Raw genomic sequence first — 23,446 nt, forward strand, 5'->3', positions numbered from 1 at the left:
TTAGATCCGGCGGATGTTGGGTTTTGATGGACAAAGTTGTAACCTTTTATTCCCAAATTGCGTCTAGAGGTAAATAAAAGCAAGGGGGTATTTTCATGTATAGACATAAAAAAGGGATATTTGCATTTATTTCAATTGTATCTCTGGTTGTTCTGCTTGTTGGATGCGCTTCCTCAGATGGGGATACGAGCAGCTCTAAAAACTCGGCTTCTGAACAGTTGTTATCAACAACAGCTTCTAGAAACGTAGAAACTGAGATGAGCTATACCTTGAATGACAATGCTGCTAAAGCGGAAGAGGCTCCAGCTGAGGGATCGGGCGAGAGCAAAGCATCTGGCGGGGGAATTGATGCTCAGCTGGCCATCGGCACGGATGGATTCAACCAGAAAATTATTTATACCGCTAATTTAAGTATGCAGGTGGACGATTTAGCTTCTGCAGCAACCTCGCTGCGCAATGCCATTCATCAAAGCGGCGGTTATCTTTTGCAATTTCAAGATACGAAGCACGAGGGAGAAATCGGATCAAGCTATACGATTAAAGTTCCTGCTGCAGGGTTTATGTCGTTCATTGATCGGATTGAGCAAATTAAACATAATGAATTTGAACGCAATATCGGCGGCAAGGACGTATCTGAGGAATATGTGGATCTTGAATCCAGGCTGAAAGCGAAGCAGCTTGTTGAAGCTAGACTGCTCACCATGATGGATAAAGCGACAAAGGCTGATGATCTGTTAAAGTTTTCACAGCAGCTCTCAGGGGTGCAGGAGGAAATTGAACGAATCAAAGGAAGAGTTCGCTATCTGGATAATAATGTAGCTTTCTCGACGGTGGAGCTGCGTATGTACCAAACGAATCAAACACTAAAAAATAAAAGTATGGAAAAACCACATTTAGGTGGCAGGATGTCGGACGCGCTAGTTAACAGCACAAAAGTAGTTTGGGATGCCATCAATCTATTGTTAGTTATTTTAGCAGGTGCATTGCCTGTATTAGCTATATTGGCTGTTATTTCAATCCCAATCATTTGGTTCTATCGAAGAAGGAAAGAGACGGCGCCGAAGCCATCCAAGCCTGAAGAAGAGCAGCCGCCAACGCTGGAATGATTAATAATCTTTAATAGTGTGAAATATTTTAGAAAATCCTGCTCACTGAGCAGGATTTTTATTTTAGGTGGCGAACTACTGTTACTAGGTGGGGAAAAGTGGGGCAAAGTGGTGGAAATAGGGGAAGGGGTGGTTCAAAGTCATGTTTATGGGTGAATATCAACATAGCATTGATGAGAAAGGCCGAATCATCATACCTTCGAAATTCCGCGAATCGCTTGGAGCCTCGTTTATTGCAACCCGTGGATTAGATAATTGCTTATTCGTATATCCCATGAGTGAGTGGACCGTTTTGGAGCAAAAGCTGAAAACATTGCCTCTTATGAAATCAGATGCGCGAGCATTTACCCGGTTTTTCTTTTCCGGAGCAACCGAATGTGAGCTGGATAAACAGGGAAGGGTAAATATACCTAGCCATCTTCGTGAATATGCGAAGCTGGACAAGGATTGCATGGTGCTCGGCGTTTCTAGTCGCGTGGAAATTTGGAGCAAGCAGACTTGGGACGGTTATTACGAACAATCCGAACAAACCTTTAACGAAATCGCCGAAAAGCTCGTTGATTTCGATTTCAACTTCTAGAATAGACAACAAGAATGGAGGGCTTAGGCGTGTTTCAGCATATTACAGTACTTTTAGAAGAAGCGGTTGACGGTTTGGCTATAAAGCCAGATGGCATCTACGTCGATTGTACGCTTGGGGGTGCAGGTCACAGCGAATTAATAGCCTCCCGGTTAGGCGAAGGAGGACGGTTAATCGCTTTCGATCAGGATGACTGGGCGCTGGAAAATGCTCGTGTTAGGCTTGCTCCTTATTTAGATAAGGTTACACTCGTAAGAAGCAACTTCCGCGATTTGGAGCAGGAGCTTAGAAATTGCAACGTTCCTATGCTGGATGGCGTTCCGCAAGTCGATGGCATATTGTTCGACCTTGGCGTATCCAGTCCGCAGTTAGACGAAGCTGAGCGCGGCTTCAGCTATAACCATGATGCCCCGCTCGACATGCGCATGGATCGCGAGGGTGATCTAACCGCTCATGAAATCGTCAATACTTGGGACGAACGTGATATATCCCGCATTTTGGATCGTTATGGTGAAGAGAAATTCGCTCGGTCCATCGCTAGAAATATTGTGAAGGCAAGAGAAAAGGCGCCAATTGAGAAGACTGGTGAATTAGCTGAATTGATAAAAATATCGATTCCTGCTGCAACTAGGCGCACAGGCGGACATCCCGCCAAACGCTCCTTCCAAGCGCTTCGTATCGCAGTAAACGATGAGCTGGGAGCGGAAGAAGAAGCTTTGGAACAAACGATTCGCTGTTTAGCCCCTGGCGGCAGAGCATCGGTGATCACTTTTCATTCGCTTGAGGATCGTATTTGCAAGCAATTGTTTGCAAAGTTTGTGGAGAAATGTACATGCCCGCCCGATTTTCCGTTATGTGTATGCGGCAATGCTGGGAAAGTGAAATTAGTCAATCGTAAGCCGATCGTACCTTCAGAGAGAGAGCTAGAGCTCAACCCGCGTGCAAGGTCGGCCAAGCTTAGAGTTGCAGAAAAATTGTAAGAGGGGGATTTGAATTGGCGTATGTGAATGGCAATTTAGCGCTGCAGCCTAAGCGAAAGCAGGATCAGCAACCGGTTATCAAGGAAACGAAGCGGCTTGTTAAAACTCGTAAATCCTTACCGGTTCAGGAGAAGTTGTTGTATATGTTTACTGTATTAATGTGCGTTGTAGTTGCTGGTGTCATTATTTTACGCTACGCGCAAATCTATGACATGAGCCTCGAAATTAAAAAGTTGAATAGCGAATACCAGACGATGAATGTAGAGATGGAAGACTTGAAGAAACAAGTAGAGATGCTCAGTGATTCAGAACGTATACGCAAGCTTGCAGAGACCCAAGGGATGGTTAGCTCTATTGAGAGTGGAATTACCGTAAATACAGGTGACGACGCGATAAAATCAGCAATGAGTGAATAGGGTGAGCGATGATGAAAAAAAGAATTAGATTGCGGACACTATTGTTTGGAGGGGTAATGACCCTCCTTTTTCTTGTTTTAATAAGCCGAATTTATATTGTGCAAGTAGTAGAAGGCGCCAAATGGTATGGACTTGCAAAAGAAAGATGGTCAACAGAAGAAAAGATGCTGGCCAAGCGGGGCACGATCGCCGATCGTAACGGGAGTGTTCTGGCAATGGATACGATCGCTTATAATGTGACGTTAAATCCGAAGCTGATTAACGATCAGGAACTTACAGAAGAAATTATAAATGGTTTGCATGACATCCTTGGCACTTCTAAGGAAGAGCTCCGGAAAAATGTAACTGCTAAAAAAGAGGACGGGAATTACTTTGTATATCGGGAGGTGCGTAGCGGAGGCTGGCAAATTGACAAAGCACATGCCGATAAAATTAAACAGTTCCGTGAAGATTTAGCCAAAGAAAAGGAGGTATATAGCGTCGGCATCGATTTGCAAGAAAATTTAAAACGGTATTATCCTAAAAATTCTCTAGCTGCACAGCTTGTCGGTTATTTGGATAAAGAGGGAGTCGCCATGACTGGCGTTGAAGCTTCATTCAATGAGCAGCTATCTGGTGAGGACGGCTATATCAAGTATGAGAAGGACGGAAAACGCGTTCAGCTCACGGAGGGTGAAGTAGACTACAAGCCAGCCAAAGACGGTCAATATGTACAGCTGACGATCGATAACGAAATTCAGCATTATGTAGAGGAAGCGCTGCAGGAAATTATGAAAACCTATTCTCCTAAGAGCGCTACAGCGATTGCGGCTGATCCAAATACGATGGAAATTTTGGCGATGGCAAACATGCCGCAATATAATCCGAATGAATATTGGAAAAACAACTCGAACTCTTACAATCATGCGATTAAATCTTTATATGAGCCCGGCTCAACCTTCAAAATTGTAACGCTGGCTTCAGCGGTTGAAGAAGGTTTGTTTAATCCAGATGAATTATACAAATCAGGTCAAATCAAACTGAAAGGTGTACCTAATCCAATCCGTGATATTAAGCGTGAGGGATGGGGAACCATTTCATTTTTGGATGGCTTGAAATATTCAAGTAACGTTGCCTTCGTCAAGCTTGGTTATGAGAGATTAGGGGAACAGAAGCTGAGAGAATATTACACGAATTTTGGATTTGGGCAAAAAACAGGCATTAAGCTTGGGAATGAGCTAAGCGGTACGATTAACTTTAAATACCCGAGTGAGATTGCGAATGCTACCTTTGGACAAGGGGTAGTTACGGTTACGCCTATACAACAGGTTGCAGCTGTCGCAGCAGTAGCTAACGGCGGAAAGCTGTTTCAACCACAAATCGTAAAAAGCATGACAGATCCGTCGACCAAAACGACGACGACTTTCGAACCGAAGATGGTTCGCCAAGTGATCTCAGAGGAAACCTCTAAAAAAGTCGGTGAGTATTTGGAGCAGGTTGTATCGGATCAGGATAAGGGGTCCGGTAAAAACGCTTATATCGAGGGTTACCGAGTAGCAGGTAAAACAGGAACCGCTCAAAAGGTTACTACGGTAAATGGAAAAAGCGGCTATTCTGATTCCAAATATGTTGTTTCATTTATTGGCTATGCGCCGGTTGATAATCCGAAAATCGTCGTTTATGTCGTCGTAGATGAGCCGAATACTACTTTTGCTTCCGGGGGAAAGATCGCTGCTCCAGCTTTTAAACAAATCGTTCTCAAAAGCTTGCGTAAAATGGGAGTAGCTCCTAACTATCCGGCTGGTTCTGCAAACTCGAAGAAGGAAGCGACAATAACGGTACCAGATTTAACAGAGTTTAAAGTTCAACAAGCGAAAGCAGAATTAACAGCGAAGGCCATGACATTTGATTTGATCGGAAATGGTAAAACCGTGCTGCAGCAAATACCTGCTCCCGGTTCAGCCGTACACCCGACACAGCGAATATATTTAATAACGGAGCAGCGTGAAAAGCTGGCTATCCCTGATCTGACTGGGGTTTCCCTGCGGGATGCTCTTGAATTAACCTCTCTTATCGGCATTCGGCTCATTCCGGAGGGGCAAGGGTTTGTTGTGTCTCAGAAGGAAGAGACTTTGAATAAAGTAAGAGTGCTCAAAGTTGTACTTGCTCCTCCGACAGGTAAAGAAGGCCAATCCGGCAATGCGGAAACAAACCCTGATGCGGCAGAAGGCGGCGATAAGGGTAGTGAGGCTGGAAAAGAAGATGAAGCTGGCACCAACGGTGGAACCTCCGAGGGTCAGACAACTTCAAATGGGGATCAGGCTGCTAATTCCAATACAAGCAGTAATGGTAACGCTGCTCCTGAGTGATCCATATATCGAATTATTAAGGGATCTAATATGATGTTGCTTAAAGCTTGTTCTATCATCCGCTTGTCCCGAATAATCTGGGAATGAGCGCAATTGAGCGCTCCTTTCGAAACGGTCAAGCGGAGGGGGAACAAGCGATGAAGGTATCTAATGTAACGGTTAGACGACGTTTATTTATCGTGCTCATACTTGCTGGGGTGTCATTCCTAGCATTATGTGTGAGACTTAGCTTTGTACAACTATGGCAAGGTGAGCAGCTGGCGGATAAAGCAGAGGATTCATGGAGACGCAACATCCCATACGTAGCCAAGCGAGGTGAAATCGTTGATCGCAACGGTATTCAGCTCGCCTACAACGTAAGCTCACCTACCGTGTATGCGATTCCTGTCCAAATCAAGGATCAACAGGCTGCAGCAGCAGCACTTGCCCCTTTGCTCGACATGTCGCAAGAAACGCTCTATAAAAAAATTAAAACACGAGCGCTGATCGTTAAGCTTGGCCCAGGCGGGCGAAAAATTACGATTGATAAAGCTGAACAAATACGAGAGCTGGGTCTTGATGGCATCGTTGTAGCTGAAGACAACAAACGATTTTATCCCTTCGGCAGTTTAGCAGCGCATGTGCTAGGTTTTACGGGGATCGACAATCAAGGCTTAACCGGTGTAGAAGCAAAATATAATACAGAGTTAAGCGGTATCGGAGGCAGCGTATCCTTCTTGTCAGATGCAGCAGGCAGACAAATGCCTAATTCTTCGGACACCTACGTGGAACCTAAGGACGGGCTTACGATGCAGCTTACGATCGATAAGCAAATTCAGACGGTTATGGAACGTGAGCTTGATCAAGCGATGACGAATTTACAGCCAAATGGTATAATCGCGATTGCGATGGATCCGAATAACGGTGAAATTTTAGGCATGGCGAGCAGACCTACTTACGAGCCAGACAAGTATCGAGAGGTTCCAACTGAGGTTTATAATCGAAATCTTCCTATTTGGATGACATACGAGCCAGGCTCTACCTTTAAAATAATTACGCTTGCTGCAGCTCTTGAGGAAAAAAAGGTTGATTTGAAAAACGAGCGTTTTTTTGATCCAGGCGCTATTGAGGTGGGCGGTGCTAGACTTCGCTGCTGGAAAAAGGGCGGACATGGCAGTCAGACTTTCCTTGAAGTGGTTGAAAACTCCTGTAACCCGGGGTTTGTAACGCTTGGTCAGAGGCTGGGCAAGGACAAACTATTTGATTACATTAAGAACTTTGGCTTCGGGACGAAGACGGGCATCGATATTGGCGGCGAGGAAAATGGGATCTTATTCAAGCTTAGTCAGGTCGGTCCGGTGGAACTTGCCACTACGGCCTTTGGCCAAGGGGTCTCCGTTACACCAATTCAGCAAATAACGGCTGTATCCGCAGCAATTAACGGCGGAACGCTGTATAAACCCCATGTAGCAAAAGCATGGATAAACCCGGAGACGGGAGCGACTGTAGAAACGGTAGAATCGGTTGCAGTTAGGAAGGTTATTTCGGAGGAAACGTCCAAGCAGGTGCGTGAAGCGCTTGAGAGCGTCGTAGCCAAAGGAACAGGCCGCAATGCCTTTATTGACGGGTATCGCGTAGGCGGCAAGACGGGTACTGCTCAAAAGGTTATTAACGGACGTTATTCCCCTAATGAGCATATTGTATCTTTTGTTGGCTTTGCCCCGGCAGATGATCCGAAGATCGTTATTTATGTAGCGGTTGATAATCCGCAAGGGATTCAGTTCGGCGGAGTCGTTGCAGCGCCAATCGTTCGCAATATGTTGGAGGACGCGCTCACCATTCTGGAAGTTCCGGCTCGTGAGAAGCAGATCGACCGTATTTATAAGTATGGAGAAACACCTATTGTTACAGTTCCGAACTTGATTGGCAAGACGGTGTCGGATTTGTATGAGGATATGAATATGAATTTCAATCTGACTTCCGCAGGTTCTGGGAAAACGGTCATACGCCAAGCTCCAGCTGCTGGAACCCGTGTAGATCGCGGATCAACGATTCGGATCTATTTGGGCGAAGAAGATAATATATCCCACTCGCATTGACTATAATGGTAGTTAACGAGGGTGCAGCAGGCGGGGAAGTTTGTCCGCCGGCGCATAAGGGAGGAGCTGGGCAGATGCGATTAAAGGATGTTGCGGAATTGCTTATAGCCTCACGGCTGATAGGCGATGGGGAAACGGAACTGACTGGCATTGAGACGGATTCACGAAGCGTAATTGAAGGGCAATTGTTTATTTGCTTGAGAGGCCATACCGTTGATGGTCACGCGTTTGCTTCGGAGGCGGTTGCCGCCGGAGCAGCAGCGCTAATAGCAGAACGAAAGCTGGACCTGTTGGTGCCGCAAATTATTGTAAGAGATTGCCGCCTTGCCATGGCTGTAATTGCTAATTATTATTATAGACAGCCTAGTCAAACCTTGAAGCTTATCGGTGTAACGGGGACGAATGGCAAGACGACAACAACTTATTTAATTGAGCAAATCCTAAATGACCAGAGTAAGCCTACCGGTGTGATCGGTACGATTGAACGTCGTTATGCGGGAAAATCGTTCCCTATGACCAGTACGACGCCTCAAACGCTGCAGCTTCAAAGCTATCTCGGGGAGATGCGTGATGCGGGCACGCAATATTGTGCAATTGAAGTGTCCTCCCATGCTCTCGAGCAAGGCCGGGTGAAGGGCTGCAGATTCCGAACGGCAGTATTTACTAATTTGACGCAGGACCACTTGGATTATCATGAAACGATGAGTCGATACGCTGCGGTAAAGGGATTGTTCTTCTCGCGACTTGGCAATGTGTATGCATCTACGGAAAACGAAAGATCTTATGCGGTTCTTAATGCAGACGATGCTTTATCCGCAGAATATGCCGAGCTCACAGCGGCAGAAGTCATCACTTATGCAATTGATAAAGAGGCAGACGTTCGGGCAACGAATATTCGAATAACTGCACAGGGTACGACCTTTCATGTTGACACATTCAGAGGCGAGCAGGACATAACATTGCAAATGGCTGGGAAGTTCAACGTATACAACGCGCTTGCCGCTATAAGCGCTGTGCTTCTTGAAGGCGTGGAACTAGAGGCGATTGCACACAGTCTAAGCAAAATTCCCGGAGTACCCGGACGGGTTGAAGCGGTTAATGCGGGTCAAGATTTTGCCGTAATTGTAGATTATGCCCACACGCCGGATGGGCTTGAAAATGTACTCAGAGCTATTCAACAATTTGCAGAAAATCGAATTATTTGTGTATTTGGCTGCGGCGGTGACCGTGATCGCTCCAAGCGGCCGCTAATGGGGAATATAGCAGTGAAATACGCGGATTACGCTATCATAACATCGGATAACCCACGTTCGGAGCCGCCTGAGTCTATATTAAAGGATATTGAAGCTGGATTAATAAGCAGCAGGGTTGATCCTTCATTTTATAAATTAATCGTTGATCGCAAGGAAGCAATTGAAAAAGCGGTTGAAATGGCAAGCCTCGGCGATGTAGTATTGATTGCGGGGAAAGGTCATGAAACCTACCAAGATATTAACGGAGTCAAATATCCATTTGACGATCGAAAAGTAGCGAAAGCAGCGATAAGGGGAATCATACAGTGATTAAACGTACTATTAAACAAATTGCCGAAATGAGCGGCGCTAGATGGAATGGAAATCATGCAGAGCTTAACATAACAGGAGTAACAACTGACTCGCGGCAAGCTGCTGCGGGCCAGTTGTTCGTTCCGATCGTAGGCGAGCATTTTGACGGGCATGCCTATTTGGAGCAAGCTATTGCAAATGGAGCGGTTGCTGCGCTTTGGCAGAAAGGCCGCGAGGTTCCAGCATCTCTTGAGGGAGTGCCGCTTCTTATTGTTGGGGATACGCTGGTTGCATTGCAGCGCCTTGCAACAGCTTATCGCAGTGAACTTGTCACTCGTGTTGTTGGCATTACAGGCAGCAATGGCAAAACAACGACAAAGGATATGGCAGCTGCTATTCTTGGCACAACTTATAAAGTGCATAAGACTGAAGGCAATTTGAACAATCACATCGGCTTGCCTCTGACGGTGCTGAGGCTTGAAGAGGACACGGAAGTAGCCGTGCTCGAGATGGGAATGAGCGGCTTCGGCGAGATCGAGCTGCTGACGAAGATCGCACAGCCTGATGCCGCTATTATTACAAATATCGGCGACGCGCATATGCTCCAGCTTGGCTCAAGAGCCGGTATTGCGAAGGCGAAGCTTGAAATAGCGCTCGGGCTCAGCGAGGATGGTTTACTGCTATACAATGGCGATGAACCACTTCTTGAAGCAGAGCTTGAGTGTTCAATACTTCCAGCAGGCATCGTTCGCCGTACATTTGGGTTATCGAAGCAGAATGAATGGTCAGCATCTGACATCAGCATTGAATCGGAAGCGACGACCTTTACAGCTATTTATAATGGAACTGCCAGTGGCCTCGGAACTGTTCGAATTCCTGTTCCAGGGCAGCATAATGTCAGCAATGCGCTCGCTGCAATAGCGATTGGCCGCTTCTTCGGAGTTCCAGCTGCAAAAATTGTTGAAGGTCTAAGCCATCTTAAGCTGACGGGCATGCGCATTCAGCCTGTTCGCGCGTTTAATGGCACTATGTTATTGAACGATGCTTATAATGCCAATCCGACTGCCGTTCGTGCGGCGATTGATCTGGTAGAGCAACTGGACGGCTATAGCCGCAAATGGATCGTGCTTGGCGATATGCTTGAGCTCGGGCCAGAGGAGCAGACGCTTCATTTTGAAGTAGGTGCATATATAACGCCAAGCAAGGCGGATGCGGTTCTTACCTTCGGACCTTTGGCAAAACATATTGCTGAGGGCGTGAAATCGCAATTTCCTAACGCAGGCGCGAATGATGTGATTAAACATTTCGAAGATAAAAATGAGCTGACGCTGTGGCTGAGGGAGCAAATGCAGCCAACGGACATCGTGCTCATAAAAGGTTCACGCGGCATGCAGATGGAACAGATTGTCCAAGCATTGGAAGTGGGGTGAGGAAATGGATATGATGGTCATTTTATTTTCGATTGGCGCTTCATTCCTGCTAGCGGTTCTACTCGGACCATTGTTCATTCCAGTGCTCCGCCGCTTAAAGTTTGGGCAGCAGATTCGTATGGAAGGTCCGCAAAGCCATTTGAAAAAAAGCGGTACGCCAACGATGGGCGGCATTATCATTATGGTTGCTCTAATGATCGCGTTCCTGAAGTTTTCTGATAAAACGGCTGAATTTTGGGTGCTGCTGACCGCATCGCTTGGATTTGGTCTTGTCGGCTTTTTGGATGATTACATCAAAATTGTATTTAAACGTTCTTTGGGACTAACGGCAAGACAAAAGCTTTTTGGTCAACTTCTATTTTCTATAATTGTGTGTGCAATGCTCTATAATATGGGGCACAGCACCGAAATATCCGTGCCTGGTACAGGCTGGGGAATTGATTTAGGCTGGTTTTATTATCCGCTTGTCGTCATCATTCTTTTTGCAGCAAGCAATTCAGTTAATTTCACCGATGGTCTTGACGGTCTGCTGGCTGGGACGAGTGCCATCGCATTTGGTGCCTTTACTGTAGTTGCTCTACAAACGTCAGCTCATGAATCAGCAGTATTCTCGGCAGCTATGGTAGGCGCAGTTTTAGGTTTTCTAGTATTCAACGCACATCCAGCAAAAGTGTTTATGGGAGATATGGGCTCGCTAGGCATAGGAGGCGGTATTGCAGCAGTCGCTATTTTGACCAAAACAGAGCTGCTCCTTATCGTAATCGGCGGTGTTTTTGTACTTGAGATGCTTTCTGTTATATTACAGGTAGGCTCCTTCAAGCTTAGAGGGAAGCGTATTTTCAAAATGAGTCCCATTCACCATCATTTCGAGCTCGTTGGTTGGTCCGAATGGAAGGTTGTTACTGTGTTTTGGTTTGTAGGTATCGTGTTTGCAGCAATTGGTTTACTATTTGTTATACTATAGAGATAAAGCTTACGAAAAAGCGGCTTTTATTTGATTAAGAGCCGCTTTATGCATACATAGAAGGGACTGTCAGTTATGAATCATCCGGCATCTTATGAAGGCCGCCGAGTTGTTGTCTTAGGCTTGGCTAGAAGCGGGGTAAGCGTCGCAAAAGTATTTCATCAATTAGGCGCAGAAGTTGTAGTGAACGACATGAAGGAACGTGAATTATGCCCCGAAGCGGACGAATTGACTGCTTTGGGCATTTCTGTGCTATGCGGTTATCATCCAGATGACCTAATTACAGAAGAAACAGCGCTCCTTATCAAAAACCCTGGTATCCCATATACGTCACCTCCAGTGCAGAGGGCGGAGGAGCTTGGCGTTGAGGTCATTACGGAGGTAGAAGCTGCTTATTGGCTTTCTCCTGCACCGATAATAGGCATTACAGGCTCAAACGGCAAAACAACAACGACGACTTGGATCGGCGAAATATTAAGCGCAGCTGGCTTGAATCCCATCGTGGCAGGCAATATCGGTCGTCCTCTATGCGAAGCAGCCTTGGAAGCGACGCCCGATCAATGGATCGTTGCTGAGCTAAGCAGCTTTCAATTGAAAGGAACAAGCGAGTTCCGTCCGCATATTGCGTTATTGCTTAACATTGCAGAGACGCATTTGGATTATCACGGCGATATGGATGACTACGTCAATTCAAAAGCAAAACTTTTTGATAACCAAACGGAAGATGATGTTGCTGTTGTCAACTGGGATGACCCGGAATGCCGCGCGCTTTCGGAGTTTCTTATCGCACAGCTGCTGCCTTTCTCTATATATGAGCGACTGGATGCGGGCATTTACATTGATCCGCCATATGAGCGGGACAACGGTGACGCACAAAATGATGAAGCCGCTGTGGATAGACAAATTGTATTCCGCCAGTCTGAGGACTCGGAAATTAACATTTTACCAGTTTCAGAGCTAGGCATACCAGGCCGCCACAACGCCGCTAACGCGCTTGCTGCCATTGCGGCGTGTTTGGCTGCTGGAGTTGCGCCAGAGCGTCTTGTAGAACCGCTGCAGTTGTTTAGAGGCGTGGAGCACCGTCTGGAGTTCGTCCGTGAAGTGAATGGTGTCAAATATTATAATGATTCGAAAGCGACAAACCCGGTTGCAACGATGATGTCCGTTCGCTCGTTATCCGCACCGATCGTTCTAGTGGCTGGAGGACTTGACCGCGGCTCTGACTATATGGAGCTTGTTCCATTATTCCGCGACCGCTTAAAGGGTCTTGTTGCTTTAGGCGAAACGAGAGAAAAGCTCTCCCGTGTAGCAGAGCTAGCAGGTTTAGCTAAGGTGGAAATCGTCGAACCTAGTGAGGACGCCGAGTCCGTCCTTCAGCAGGCGGTGAAACAAGCTGCAGCTATTGCAGAGCCAGGTGATATTGTTTTATTGTCGCCTGCATGCGCAAGCTGGGATATGTTTACATCGTATGAGCATAGAGGGCGCATTTTTAAAGATTCGGCGCATACCTTGTAAGTAGGGGGCATGTCCCTACTTTCCCATGCTAAGAGGTGTGTTCGCTATGGCCAAAGCGCGTTCTGCCCCGGATATTTGGATGCTGACTGCAATTGGGCTCATTCTCGCTATCGGGTTGATTATGGTGTACAGCGCTAGCGCAGTGCTTGCTTTTCATGAATTCGGTGATCGTTTTTACTATGTAAAGCGTCAGGTGCTATTTGCTGGACTCGGTATAGGCGCGTTGTTGTTTACAATGAATACGCATTATACGGTTTGGAAAAAGTGGGCGCCAATGGCATTATTGGTTTGCTTCGGCCTTCTTCTGCTCGTGCTGATCCCTGGTGTCGGCGTCGTTCGCGGCGGCGCACGCAGCTGGCTTGGCATTAGCTCCTTCGGTATTCAGCCTTCTGAATTTATGAAGCTGGCGATGATATTATTTTTAGCAAAATGGCTCTCTGAGAAGCAGCAAACGATTACGCAGTTCACAAAAGGGCTTATGCCGCCGCTAGGGCTTGTTGGACTAGCCTTCGGACTCATTATGCTGCAGCCTGATCTAGGTACTGGAGCGGTGATGGTTGGCGCCTCTTTAATTCTGATTTTTACAGCTGGCGCTAGATTATCTCATTTAGGCGGCTTGGCGCTCATCGGTGTCGCAGGTTTTGTTGGCCTTATCATCGCTGCGCCATATCGATTAAAGCGAATAACGAATTTTCTTGATCCATGGGCAGACCCGCTCGGAGGCGGCTATCAAATTATTCAATCCTTATATGCGATCGGACCAGGTGGACTCGTTGGGCTCGGTCTAGGTATGAGCCGACAGAAGTTTAGTTATTTGCCTGAGCCGCAAACCGATTTTATATTCTCGATTTTAGCGGAAGAGCTTGGCTTCATCGGCGGAGTTACTCTTATACTATTATTTCTAGTTGTCATCTGGCGGGGGATACGCGCTGCTATTGCAGCTACGGATACATTCGGGAGCTTGCTGGCAGTCGGCATCACAGGCATTATCGGTGTACAAGTATTGATTAATATTGGTGTCGTCATTGGCATGATGCCCGTTACGGGAATTACGCTGCCGCTTGTTAGCTACGGGGGTTCATCCCTAACGCTTCTCTTAACTGCACTGGGGATTTTGTTGAACATATCTCGTTATTCGAGGTGAGGCTTCATGCCTAGGGCATTAACCAGCAGCTGCTTAGTAGAAAAAAACAATAAACGTCCGGCTTGGATAGCTGCAGGTTGCATAACAGCAGCTGCAACTATCCAAGCCGGATATTGTTGTTTACAGGAAAATTTGCTCATTTAATATGATGAGATATTGAATACACTTTTATTTGAAAGAAACAGTCAATTCGCTAAAGCGGCAACCAGCTTTGAGTTCTGGTCTGCTGCACAGACCAATCAGTGAGCCAGTTGGCTCGATATAGGCCATTGTCACACAAGAGCCTATATGGGCATAAGATACACTATATTCGTGACCGTCACCCGAAAGGAGCGGTGATTACAACAGAAAAACCGGCAGCAGCGATTCAGACTGCTGAAGGGGAATTTCTTTTTCTTCTTACACAGCTAGGCATGTGCTTAAGGAGTATGCTTTGCTGCGCAAAACCGAAGCATTTGCTTACGAAGTAGGTTTTGCTGCGCAAAACCGAAGCGATTGCTTACGAAGTAGGTTTTGCTGCGCAAAACCTAAGCATTTGCTTACGAAGTAGGTTTTGCTACGCAAAACCTTAGGGAGGTTCAACGAATGGAAGCTTTTAAAGCGGAATTGGAACAAGCTAATCTTGGCGAAGTTTTGTACAACGAACCGCTATCGAACTATACAACTTGGAAAATCGGCGGTCTCGCTGATATCTTAATCCTCCCTAGTAGCAAAGATGAATTGGTATCGGCGGTACGTTTGGTGCAAAAACATCAAATACCCTGGACTAATTTAGGCAGAGGCTCGAACATGCTGGTAAGTGATAAAGGGATTCGCGGCGTTGTAATAAAACCGCACAGAGGGCTCGATTACTTGCGTTTTGAAGGATCGACAGCAATAGCCGGTGCTTCATATTCTTTCATTAAGCTATCAGTCATGGCTGGGAAACAAGGTCTGACCGGACTTGAATTCGCGGGGGGAATCCCAGGTACGGTAGGCGGAGCCGTTTATATGAATGCTGGCGCGCATGGATCAGATGTGTCACGTATTTTTAAGTCAGCTGATATTGTACTGGAAACAGGAGAATTGGTTCGCTACGATCGTGAGGCTATGAACTTCGCTTACCGCCATTCCATACTTCACGAGCAAAAGGGCATTGTCATTGAAGCTGCCTTTGAGCTGGCAGAAGGGGATAGGCAGGAAGTACTCGCTAGGATGGCCTCCTACAAAGAGAGAAGATTGAGAACGCAGCCTTTGCAGCTTGCCTGTGCAGGCAGCGTATTTCGCAATCCGCCTAATGATTATGCCGCTAGACTCATTCAAGAGGCTGGATTAAAGGGTGAAAGCCTCGGAGGAGCGCAAGTATCGAAGCAGCACGCCAATTTTATTGTGAATACCGGGCAAGCAACAGCTGAAGACGTTCTCGCCCTCATGACTCATATAAAAAGCACTGTTCAGGACCGCTATGGCATCCTGTTGGTGCCGGAAGTATTGGTGGTGGGTGAGCGGTAATTCGGAGGTGATACATTGGACAAATTGGTGATTGAAGGTGGGAAACCTCTCTCAGGAACCATAGTTATCCAAGGAGCGAAAAATGCCGCTTTGCCGATTCTGGCTGCCAGTCTATTGGCCGAAGGCACAACAACGATAGATCATGTGCCTGATTTGCTAGATATCGATGTCATGCTGAACATTTTGCGCGAATTAGGATGCCGCGCCGAGCATACGGGAGGAACTGTGGTGCTGGACACTGAGACTGCACATACATCCCACGTGCCGGAATCGTTAATGAGACAGATGCGATCTTCTATTTTTTTAATGGGGCCTTTGCTTGCTAGATTTGGGGAAACTCAGGTTTATCAACCAGGTGGATGTGCAATCGGTGAGCGGAAAATTGATCTTCATTTAGAAGGTCTTCAGGCTCTGGGTGCAGAAATAGAAGAATTGGGTAACCGGATCATATGCCGTGCCGAGAAACTAAGGGGAGCGGATATTCACTTAAGCTTTCCAAGTGTCGGCGCAACAGAAAATATTATGATGGCCGCTGCTTTGGCAGAAGGCCGAACCACAATAAGCAATGCTGCAAGGGAACCGGAAATTCAAGACTTGCAAGGCTTTTTAAATGCAATGGGCGCTAAAATAATGGGAGCCGGAACCGACACGATAACGATAGATGGGGTACAGTCGCTAACACCTTGTCGTTATAAAGTGATTCCGGATCGTATTGTAGCAGGGACCATCATGGTAGCCGCCGCTGCAACACGCGGTCAAGTCACGCTCCAAAATACGCAGCCAGCCCATTTATCTTCCTTGATTCATGTTCTGCGCCGGGCAGGTGTTCAAATTGTTGTCGACGATGATATAATTAAAGTTGGCAGTGCAACAAGGCCTAGAGCGGTTGAAAGAATCGTAACCTCTCCATACCCGGCTTTTCCTACCGATTTGCAGTCTCAGGTTATGGTACTTCTTACGCTTGCAGATGGTGTGAGCGTATTAAAAGAAACGATTTTTGAAGGCAGATTAAAGCATGTGGATGAACTGTCACGTATGGGTGCAGACATTCGCGTAGACATGAATGCGGCATTCATTCGCGGCGTGCCAAGGCTTTATGGAGCGACGGTGGAAGCAACGGATTTGAGAGCGGGTGCCGCCCTTGTCATAGCTGGTTTAGCAGCGCAAGGAAGGACGGTCGTTGAGCAAATTCATCACATCGATCGAGGCTACGAAAAAATCGAAACGATGCTGTCTAGGCTGGGTGCGCGGATTTCGCGTTATTCGCCAGTGCCTAATAACTAATACTATGCGCATGAGCTGCAAGATAGAAACAGCCGGTACCCTTTTGATGCTAAGCGAAGGCTGACGCGGAGAGGTTAACCGGATGTTTTTTGGGGAAAGAAGGGACAAGTTATGAGTGCACAGATGCCAGTACTTAAGGAACCACCGAAAAAAAGAATGGGCAGTCGGAAGCTGTTGACCATACTTATATTATTGTTTGTGGCGCTTTTGGCTGTATTATTTTTTAATTCCTCTATTAGCAAAATATCAGAAATCCAAATTGAAGGAACTAGATTCGTAACCAGAGAAGAAATAGGCAAGGCAGCTGCTATTTTGGTTGGCGATGCTTTTTTTCGAACTTCGTCTTCTACTATAGAAGATAGAATTGTCACATTGCCACAAATTAAAGGGGCTAAGGTTACGAAGGTATTTCCAGGTGTGGTGAAGATTCATGTAGAGGAGTTTCCTGTTGTTGCATTCGAGCTTTCCAAGCAAGGGGAAATGACAGCGTTATTGACAAATGGAACGACAGTTGAGGCTGACAGCGATGAAATGCAGCTTGTGGACAAGCCTGTATTGTCAGGCTGGGCAGATGGAGATCCCGTAAAAGCACAGCTCACGAAGCAGCTTGCAAAAATATCGACGAAGCAGCTCTCCGACCTGTCTGAGATTTTACCATTTCCGTCAACCGCTTATCCCGATCGGATTCTGATGTACACTCGCACTAAATTTGAAGTAGTAACAGCGGTGTCGGTTCTTCCAGAGAAGATTGAAGCGTTGAATGCAGTAATCGAGACTCAAGAGCCAGGTAAGATCACGATGCTTCTGGCGGATACATATGTGCCTTTCGTAAGTGAGAGTCCAGAAAATATAGATTCTGAGTAAAATTATACTACTCAATAGTCTGAAAGAATGGTAGAATTTTATTTATGCATTAATACTCGATTAAGCTGGATAAACATAGGAAATATAGAGAATCGCAAGGGGCGGTGCTCGACACAAAGCGAGAAACAACGAAAAATTTGTTGAAAAAAGAGGGAAAATAATAAAAGCGTTGAATATGTAGGAAGACCTTAACATGTGGTAAAATAATTAATTATTTGAAACGGAGGTGCCGCAAGATGAGCAGCAACGACATCATCGTCAGTTTGGACATCGGTACATCCAAAGTTCGTGCTATTATTGGTGAAGTGAATAATGGAGCCATTAATATTATTGGAGTTGGATCTGCCGACTCAGAGGGTATTCGCAAAGGAGCAATAGTAGATATTGACCAGACTGTGCAATCGATCCGTAATGCCGTAGAGCATGCGGAGCGCATGGTAGGCATTCAAATATCAGACGTATATGTTGGTATTCAAGGCAATCATATTGCTTTGCAAACCAATAGAGGCGTCGTTGCAGTATCCAATGAGGACCGTGAAATTGGTGAAGAAGATATTGAACGAGTATTACAAGCTGCTAAAGTAGTGGCGCTCCCTCCAGAGCGTGAAATCATTAACTTGGTTCCAAAGCAGTATCTAGTAGACGGCTTGGAAGGTATTTCCGATCCGCGCGGTATGATTGGCGTTCGCCTTGAGGTTGAGGCGACGATCGTCACGGGGACGAAGACTGCTATACATAACCTTATGCGTTGTGTAGAGAAAGCAGGCCTTCGTATTTCTGGTGTCATTTTGTTATCACTCGCTTCAGGCGTGGTTTCGCTCACCAAAGATGAGAAATCGATAGGGACTGTTCTTACTGACATAGGAGCAGGATCATGTACGATTGCCATTTATGATCAAGGCGGCCTAGCTGCTACGTCAACGCTTCCAATTGGTGGCGAATATGTAACAAATGATATAGCTTATGGTTTGCGCACGCAAAGTGAGCAAGCTGAGAAAATCAAACTTAAATATGGCTGTTCTAATGTATTGGATGCAGCTGAAGATGTGAAGTTTAAAGTAGCACGAATGGGCAGCAATGTGGAAAAAGAGTTTTCACAGGTTGATCTTGCTAGTATTATTGAGCCTCGCATGCAAGAGATTTTCCATTTAGTTCGACAAGAGGTACGTCGACTTGGTTATGGAGACAAGGTTAACGGTTATGTGTTGACCGGTGGCACTGTATCGATGCCAGGAACACTCGCTTTGGCCCAGGCAGAGCTTGAGTCTTCCGTCCGAATTGCACTCCCTGATTATATTGGTGTAAGAGACCCGGCGTATAGCAGCGGCGTTGGCATGATTCAATATGTGTCAAAATATATGGGAGCTCGCGGAACTGGAGCAGTGAAGAAAACGGCAAGCCGCAAAGCAAGTCCAACACCTTCTACTAAACCCGGTATGTTCGAGCGGATTAAAAGTATGTTTAATGAATTTATTTGAGGATTTAAGATAATATAAGTTTCACCTTATATACGATACTTATATTTTACTGCGAAACGTTGCTGTGCCGTCTCATAGATGTTATCAGCAGTTTACGCTTGACTGGGGGAAAATGAAAGATGTTGGAATTCGACTTTGAGCTTGAGCAGCTTGCTCAAATAAAAGTAATAGGTGTTGGCGGTGGCGGTAGCAATGCCGTTAACCGAATGATAGAAAATGGTGTTAAAGGCGTGGAGTTTATTACGGTAAACACCGACGCTCAGGCGCTGCATTTGGCTAAATCCGAGCATAAGCTGCAAATCGGCGATAAGCTGACGCGTGGACTTGGTGCGGGTGCCAATCCTGATGTAGGCAGCAAGGCTGCAGAGGAATCTCGCGAAATTATTATGAACCAGCTTAAAGGCTCGGACATGGTATTCGTGACAGCAGGAATGGGCGGCGGTACGGGAACGGGAGCAGCTCCGGTTATTGCCGAAATCGCTCGCGAATGCGGCGCACTCACTGTAGGGGTTGTTACTCGGCCTTTTACCTTTGAAGGACGTAAGCGTGCTGGACAAGCTGAGCTTGGGATTGAAGCACTTAAAGAAAAAGTAGATACGCTTATCGTCATTCCTAATGACCGTTTGCTTGAGATTGTAGATAAAAAGACACCAATGCTGGAAGCTTTCCGTGAAGCGGATAACGTACTCCGTCAAGCCGTTCAAGGCATCTCTGACCTTATTCAAGTACCAGGCCTAATCAACCTTGACTTTGCAGACGTAAAAACAATTATGACAGAACGCGGCTCCGCTTTGATGGGTATCGGTATTGCTACTGGCGAGAACCGTGCTGCTGAAGCAGCGAGAAAAGCGATTATGAGCCCGCTGCTTGAAACGTCAATTGACGGCGCTCGTGGCGTTATTATGAACATTACTGGCGGCAGCAACCTTTCACTCTATGAAGTGAATGAAGCAGCTGAAATCGTCATTTCAGCATCTGATCCAGATGTGAATATGATCTTTGGTGCGATCATCGATGAAGATCTGAAGGACGAAATTAAAGTAACCGTTATAGCAACGGGCTTCGAGCACAAGTCACCAGCTGCTCGTCGTGTTCCACAACAGCAGCCAGAAGCGGTTGATACAAGGCAACAGGGCAGCTCCAATGCAGTTAAGCCTTTTGGAGCTAACAACACTTCAAGCGATCAGCTTGAAATTCCAGCATTTTTGCGCAATCGCCCTCGCAACGATCGCTAAAACTTTTTGTACTAAGCCTCGCCATTATGGTGAGGCTTTTTTTATTTGTTTGATTGTAAGTTGATCGAGAAAAGGGGAGAAGCAGCTGTAAGCACGCATATGCACTTACAGCATGAAGAAAAATTCATTTTGCTGCTAATGAGCACCTATATGTTCTTTTTGCCAACGATTAGCGAATGAGCAAGGTAGATAAGCCGTTGTAAGAACACATAGGTTCTTACAGCAAGAAAGAAACCATGGTTAGCTGCCAATAAGCGCCTATACGTTCTTAAAGCCTACTATTTGCGAATGAGCAAGGTAAATAAGGCCCTGTAAGAACAAATAGGTTCTTACAGCATAAAAGAAACCATGGTTAGTTGCCAATAAGCGCCTATACGTTCTTACAGCCTACTGTTTGCGAATGATCAAGGTAGGTAAGCCTCTGTAAACACGTATAGGTTCTTACAGCATGAAAGAAACCATGGTTAGCTAGCCAATAAGCACCTATATGTTCTTACAACTGATGCTTGGTGAATGAGCAAGGTAGAGAAGCCTCTGTAAGCACGTATAGGTTCTTACAGCAAGAAAGAAACCATAGTTAGCTGCCAATAAGCACCTATACGTTCTTACAGCCTACTATTTGCGAATGAGCAAGCTAGATAAGTCACTGTAAGCACGTATAGGTTCTTACAGCATGAAAGAAGCCTTAGTTTGCTGCGAATGAGCAAGGTAGATAAGCCTCTGTAAGCACGTATAGGTTCTTACAGCATGAGAGAAGCCTTAGTTTGCTACCAATAAGCGCCTATATGTTCTTACAATCAATGCTTGGTGAATGAGCAAGGGTGAGAAGCTGCATATCGTAAATGCTAACAACCCTCTAATGTGCTTGTTAAAGTGAGGTAAATAATAAAGTATGCAGCTGCTCTTGGTTTACTTTGTAGCATCGAATTCTCTGGGTGCCATTTCCTGCGGGCAACAAGGCTTGATTGAGAACCATACGATGAAGCAGTTTTTGAGCTTCGCGTTTTTTGATTTTCAGAAGATCGATAACGTCAGTGGGCCGGATAGGATGCTGTAGTTGAGAAGCATAACGTAATACTTCCAACTGCAAGAATGCATCAGCGCTTGTATCTTGTTTATTGCCAATCAAGCTCCTACCCATAAATTGCTGGAGAAGCTGTTGGCACATTCGCGGTTTTTCTTTTAGGTCATCATAGGAAAAACGTAATATTTTCCAGCCGTCGAGCACAAGGTGGTTTTGACGCATTAATGAATCTGAAAACTGCCAGCGAGTGGTTTCTGAGGAATGAGTGCGAAATCCATCGATTTCGATCGCTAGCCGCAAGCCTGATTTTAAATATGCAAAGTCTAAAAAACGAGTGCCGTCTCGAAAATCAGCAATCTCAAACTCTGGAATAAGTCCGTCAAGTTGATGGAAGGCAGGATACCATACCTTTTCTAAAAATAATTTTTCAGCGTGTCCATGTCCTTGCTCCAGCCTCCGTCTATTTTCTCCACTACTTTTTTTCAGATGATGTACCAGCCAACATTCATATACCGATTGAAACGACAAAGTTATCATCCTCCTCCGGAAAATAAAAAAAACCGCATACTGCGGGAGAAAGATCTCCCGAGTAAGCGGTGTGCTTCACTGCTTCTATCTATTTAGAATGATAATCTAATTGCCAAAGTGGAACAAGTATCCATTCCAATTTTTTTGTATTTTTAAAAAAAACGGCCAGATTAATTAGTCGAAAATTATTTTAGCAATGACAAGTGATGGCGGGAACCTCAAAAAGAAACAAAAAGGTAGATTCAGCCTGACATAGGAGTGATCCCTCACAGGAGCAGCCCTAGGTTAATGAACTGTTAGCAAAATAGGAGGAGCTAAAGATATAAGCCTCTGCAAAAATAAACATAAAAGACTTGCCGTTTTTTATACTCCTACTCGACAAAAAAAGATACGTCATGCCGTCATGAATAGACAGACTTTGAAATAGGATTTTAATATACTAGTGTCAATCGTTCTCCCGGGTGCCGGCTGCAGGCCGTTTACCGCCAGTTGCAGGAAGGTGACCGAAGTGGCTGTTTATGTTGATGTTATGTTTTTGCGAGAGCTGCTCGTTGACGGTGCTATTCTATTAACTACTGCTTGGGCACGTCATCTTAAACCGAAGCCTTGGCGAGTATTATTGGCTTCTGCTGTCGGAGCTTGTTATGTCGTTTTAATGCTTTTTCCACAATTATCTTTTTTATTCACATTTGCAGTTAAGGTTGCTACGTCGTTATTGATTTTATGGATTGCTTTTGGCTTTGCCTCGATTCAGCACTATATGAGGAATGTTGCAGCGTTTTATGCGGTTAACTTTGTGGCTGCTGGAGCTGTGCTTGGACTTTATTATTTGTTCATGCAAGGGTCCCGTGAGGTTTGGAAAACGATGATGTTCGTAAACGGAAACATGCGTGTGGAGCTTAAGATGGGATTGTTTTATTTGATTGCTGCGTTATGCATCGGATTGTATATATACCGTGCCGTATTGACGCAAAAAAGAGAAAGGGAGCTGGTGCAAACTCATTTGGCAGAAGTGAAAATTATGATTGGAGAACGTATACAAACCTGCATAGGCCTGATCGACACCGGCAATCAGCTTTATGATCCACTTACACGGACACCGGTCATGGTAATGGAGGCATCCTTGTGGCAAGATGATTTACCTGAATCGTGGTTGAATAGCATACGAGATGCACAAGTGGATCGTCTTGTAGCGGGAATGGATGAGCACACCTTTGTTTGGCAAGATCGACTTCGTCTTGTACCATTCAGAGGTGTCAATCGAGGGTCACAGTTCATGCTAGCGATAAAGCCGGATGCGGTTGAAATTACTAGGGAAGGACAAGTTTTTGAAACGCGGAAGGTGCTTATCGGGCTTGACGGCGGTAAGTTAACGTCTGATGGGGCATATCGAGCCATTATCCATCCGTCTATGGTACAACAGTAACGAACGTATGC

The 23,446-nt window shown here is 45.8% G+C and carries 18 protein-coding genes; 17 read left to right on the forward strand and 1 reads right to left on the reverse strand.

What is annotated here, in order from left to right; translation table 11 throughout:
• Positions 1 to 95 precede the first annotated feature (95 nt).
• The 16 genes from AC1DM9_RS11755 (at position 96) to ftsZ (ending at position 20,457) form a co-directional block, all read left to right on the forward strand.
• Positions 96 to 1,106 carry a DUF4349 domain-containing protein gene (locus AC1DM9_RS11755; RefSeq protein ID WP_477580108.1) on the forward strand — a complete coding sequence of 337 codons (1,011 nt, stop codon included), beginning with the start codon at positions 96 to 98 and terminating at the stop codon, positions 1,104 to 1,106.
• Positions 1,107 to 1,248: 142 nt separating this feature from the next.
• Complete coding sequence (mraZ, locus tag AC1DM9_RS11760; RefSeq protein ID WP_076268151.1) at positions 1,249 to 1,686, forward strand: division/cell wall cluster transcriptional repressor MraZ; 438 nt, start codon at positions 1,249 to 1,251, stop codon at positions 1,684 to 1,686.
• A gap of 29 nt (positions 1,687 to 1,715) precedes the next feature.
• Entirely contained in the window at positions 1,716 to 2,666 is a 951-nt protein-coding gene (rsmH, locus tag AC1DM9_RS11765; protein WP_179089802.1) for a 16S rRNA (cytosine(1402)-N(4))-methyltransferase RsmH, read from the forward strand.
• A 23-nt stretch (positions 2,667 to 2,689) separates the two neighbouring features.
• Positions 2,690 to 3,082 (forward strand): cell division protein FtsL, encoded by a 393-nt coding sequence (gene ftsL / locus AC1DM9_RS11770; protein WP_256710903.1) that lies wholly within the window; start codon positions 2,690 to 2,692, stop codon positions 3,080 to 3,082.
• A gap of 98 nt (positions 3,083 to 3,180) precedes the next feature.
• The gene (locus tag AC1DM9_RS11775) at positions 3,181 to 5,430 is read left to right on the forward strand and encodes a penicillin-binding transpeptidase domain-containing protein (protein ID WP_477580110.1); all 2,250 of its coding nucleotides are present in this window, start codon (positions 3,181 to 3,183) and stop codon (positions 5,428 to 5,430) included.
• A gap of 137 nt (positions 5,431 to 5,567) precedes the next feature.
• On the forward strand, positions 5,568 to 7,508 hold the full coding sequence (locus tag AC1DM9_RS11780; RefSeq protein WP_339208717.1) for a stage V sporulation protein D: 1,941 nt from the start codon (positions 5,568 to 5,570) through the stop codon (positions 7,506 to 7,508).
• A 74-nt stretch (positions 7,509 to 7,582) separates the two neighbouring features.
• On the forward strand, positions 7,583 to 9,070 hold the full coding sequence (locus AC1DM9_RS11785; protein WP_477580159.1) for a UDP-N-acetylmuramoyl-L-alanyl-D-glutamate--2,6-diaminopimelate ligase: 1,488 nt from the start codon (positions 7,583 to 7,585) through the stop codon (positions 9,068 to 9,070).
• On the forward strand, positions 9,067 to 10,482 hold the full coding sequence (locus tag AC1DM9_RS11790; protein ID WP_477580112.1) for a UDP-N-acetylmuramoyl-tripeptide--D-alanyl-D-alanine ligase: 1,416 nt from the start codon (positions 9,067 to 9,069) through the stop codon (positions 10,480 to 10,482). The genes AC1DM9_RS11785 and AC1DM9_RS11790 overlap by 4 nt, the downstream gene beginning before the upstream one ends.
• A 4-nt stretch (positions 10,483 to 10,486) precedes the next feature.
• The gene (gene mraY, locus AC1DM9_RS11795) at positions 10,487 to 11,446 is read left to right on the forward strand and encodes a phospho-N-acetylmuramoyl-pentapeptide-transferase (protein ID WP_076268158.1); all 960 of its coding nucleotides are present in this window, start codon (positions 10,487 to 10,489) and stop codon (positions 11,444 to 11,446) included.
• 75 nt (positions 11,447 to 11,521) lie between these two features.
• Entirely contained in the window at positions 11,522 to 12,961 is a 1,440-nt protein-coding gene (gene murD, locus AC1DM9_RS11800; protein WP_477580114.1) for a UDP-N-acetylmuramoyl-L-alanine--D-glutamate ligase, read from the forward strand.
• Between the two features lie 46 nt (positions 12,962 to 13,007).
• Positions 13,008 to 14,105 (forward strand): stage V sporulation protein E, encoded by a 1,098-nt coding sequence (gene spoVE / locus AC1DM9_RS11805; RefSeq protein ID WP_076268160.1) that lies wholly within the window; start codon positions 13,008 to 13,010, stop codon positions 14,103 to 14,105.
• Positions 14,106 to 14,690: 585 nt separating this feature from the next.
• Entirely contained in the window at positions 14,691 to 15,596 is a 906-nt protein-coding gene (gene murB / locus AC1DM9_RS11810; protein ID WP_477580116.1) for a UDP-N-acetylmuramate dehydrogenase, read from the forward strand.
• A 15-nt stretch (positions 15,597 to 15,611) separates the two neighbouring features.
• Positions 15,612 to 16,880: a UDP-N-acetylglucosamine 1-carboxyvinyltransferase gene (murA, locus tag AC1DM9_RS11815; protein ID WP_076268162.1), complete on the forward strand. Its 1,269-nt coding sequence runs from the start codon at positions 15,612 to 15,614 to the stop codon at positions 16,878 to 16,880.
• A gap of 111 nt (positions 16,881 to 16,991) precedes the next feature.
• The gene (locus AC1DM9_RS11820) at positions 16,992 to 17,744 is read left to right on the forward strand and encodes a cell division protein FtsQ/DivIB (RefSeq protein WP_339208722.1); all 753 of its coding nucleotides are present in this window, start codon (positions 16,992 to 16,994) and stop codon (positions 17,742 to 17,744) included.
• A gap of 236 nt (positions 17,745 to 17,980) precedes the next feature.
• Entirely contained in the window at positions 17,981 to 19,222 is a 1,242-nt protein-coding gene (gene ftsA / locus AC1DM9_RS11825; protein WP_339208723.1) for a cell division protein FtsA, read from the forward strand.
• Between the two features lie 119 nt (positions 19,223 to 19,341).
• A complete protein-coding gene (gene ftsZ / locus AC1DM9_RS11830; protein WP_441882996.1) occupies positions 19,342 to 20,457 on the forward strand; it encodes a cell division protein FtsZ in 1,116 nt (371 codons plus the stop codon).
• 868 nt (positions 20,458 to 21,325) lie between these two features.
• Here the strand turns inward: ftsZ and AC1DM9_RS11835 are convergent.
• Complete coding sequence (locus tag AC1DM9_RS11835) at positions 21,326 to 22,009, reverse strand: DNA-binding response regulator (protein WP_477580118.1); 684 nt, start codon at positions 22,007 to 22,009, stop codon at positions 21,326 to 21,328.
• A gap of 508 nt (positions 22,010 to 22,517) precedes the next feature.
• Between AC1DM9_RS11835 and spoIIGA the strand changes: the two genes are divergently transcribed.
• On the forward strand, positions 22,518 to 23,435 hold the full coding sequence (spoIIGA, locus tag AC1DM9_RS11840) for a sigma-E processing peptidase SpoIIGA (protein ID WP_441909666.1): 918 nt from the start codon (positions 22,518 to 22,520) through the stop codon (positions 23,433 to 23,435).
• Positions 23,436 to 23,446 lie beyond the last annotated feature (11 nt).

It is taken from the genome of Paenibacillus sp. 01T431, assembly GCF_056398625.1.